Source organism: Streptomyces phytophilus (assembly GCF_013870535.1).
GTDB classification, from domain to species: Bacteria; Actinomycetota; Actinomycetes; order Streptomycetales; family Streptomycetaceae; genus Streptomyces; species Streptomyces phytophilus.
Map to the genome: position 1 here is coordinate 1 of NZ_JACBXC010001153.1, position 1,923 is coordinate 1,923.

A 1,923-nucleotide genomic window follows, 5' to 3' on the forward strand; every position below is an offset into this window, starting at 1 on the left:
GGCAGCTCGCGCCCCCCGTCGGCCCCGCCGCCGACCTGTGGGCGCTCGGCGCGCTGCTCTTCCGCGCCGTCCAGGGGCACTCCGCGTACCCCGAGGAGGACGTGGGCGAACTGGTGCAGCTCGTCTGCTCGGAGCCCCCGGCGCACGCCGAGGAGTGCGGGGCGCTGCGTCCCGTCGTGGAGTCGCTGCTGCGCCAGGACCCCACGGAGCGGCCGGACTTCGAGGAGTTGCGCGGCTGGCTGCGGTCCCTGATCCGGACCGCGCCCGAGCCGGGCATCGGCAGCCGTACGGTCACCGTGCCGCAGCACGGCACCGGCCGCGGCGGCGATCCGCGGCGGCTGCCGATACTGCGGCGGCGCGGCGAACTGATGCGCCGGCGGCGGGCGAACAAGTCGCCGGTGCCGGTGCACGCCCGGCACAAGCGCCGTGCGCGCCGCGGGCCGCGCAGCCTCGGCCGTACGCTCATCGCCCTGGTCTTCGTCGCCATGGCCGGCGCCATCGCGTACGCGGCGATGTTCATGCCGCAGGCCGACGAGGCGGGCAACCGCGACCAACGCAGCGTCATCGGCGCCGGCCGGGACGACGGGCCGGGGGAGTCGGCGGCGCCGTCGGCGGACTCCGGCGACCCGAACGAGACATCGGAGCGCGGGCAGCCGAAGGAGTCCGGGGACGCCCCCGACAAGCCGAAGGACGGCGGGCAGGGCGGCGCCGCCGGTTCCGAGCTGCCCGACGGCTTCGTGCTCCGCGAGGACCCGGCGGGCTTCGAGGTCGCCGTCCGCGAGGACTGGCAGCGCGTCGCCGGGAGCGACGGCCAGGTCCGCTACACCGGCGGGGACTACGAACTCGTGGTCGTCCCCGGCCGGGACGGCGTCGGCGAGTTCGGCAGCGACCCGATGGCGTACCAGCAGCAGAGCGAGCCGGAGCTGGACGAGTACCGCGACTCCGCGTGGGCCGAGGCCGACGGGCTGCGGCGGATCGAGGTCGGGCAGCGGGTGATGGCGGAGGGCGAGTTCGACTGGACGGACGGCGGCGGGCGGCAGGTGCACGCGCGCAACCTGGCGATGATCTGGGACGACAGCTACCACGTGGTGATGCTCGTCGGGCCGGACGGCAAGGGCGAGGACGTGGAGCGGTACCACCGGATCGCGGCGGAGAGCTACCGGCCGACGGGGTGACCCCTCCCGGCCACCTTCCTCCGCTACCCTCCCGCCCATGTCCGACCAGGCCACCCCTCTCGCCCGCCGCCTCGGCGTCGGCGACGCCGTACTCGTCGGCCTCGGCGCCATGCTCGGCGCCGGGATCTTCGCCGCTCTCGCCCCCGCCGCCCGCGCCGCGGGCTCGGGGCTGCTGATCGGCCTCGGTGCCGCCGCCCTCGTCGCGTACTGCAACGCCACCTCCTCCGCCCGCCTCGCCGCCCGCTATCCGGCCTCCGGCGGCACCTACGTCTACGGCCGCGAGCGCCTCGGCCCGTTCTGGGGCTACCTCGCCGGGTGGGCGTTCGTCGTCGGCAAGACCGCGTCGTGCGCGGCGATGGCGCTGACGGTCGGCGCGTACGCCTGGCCCGAGTACAAGCACGTCGTCGCGGTGGCCGCGGTCGTCGCGCTGACGGCCGTCAACTACCGCGGTGTGCAGAAGTCCGCGCTGCTCACCCGGGTCGTCGTCGCCGTCGTGCTCGCGGTGCTGGCCGCCGTCGTCGTGGCGGCGCTGACCAGCGGCGCGGCCGAGGCGGACCGGCTGCGGCCGGGCGGCGACGCCTCGGTCTCGGGGGTGCTGGAGGCGGCGGGGCTGCTGTTCTTCGCGTTCGCCGGGTACGCGCGCATCACCACGCTCGGCGAGGAGGTACGCGACCCGGAGCGCACCATTCCGCGCGCGGTGCCGGTGGCGCTGGGCATCACGCTCGTCGCGTACGCGGCGGTGTCGGTG

The 1,923-nt window shown here is 76.1% G+C and carries 2 protein-coding genes; both read left to right on the forward strand.

What is annotated here, in order from left to right:
- The coding region (locus H5J30_RS30165; protein ID WP_508470952.1) for a serine/threonine kinase C-terminal domain-containing protein at positions 1 to 1,175 on the forward strand (1,175 nt) is incomplete at its 5' end.
- A 37-nt stretch (positions 1,176 to 1,212) separates the two neighbouring features.
- The coding region (locus H5J30_RS30170; RefSeq protein ID WP_181790570.1) for an APC family permease at positions 1,213 to 1,923 on the forward strand (711 nt) is incomplete at its 3' end.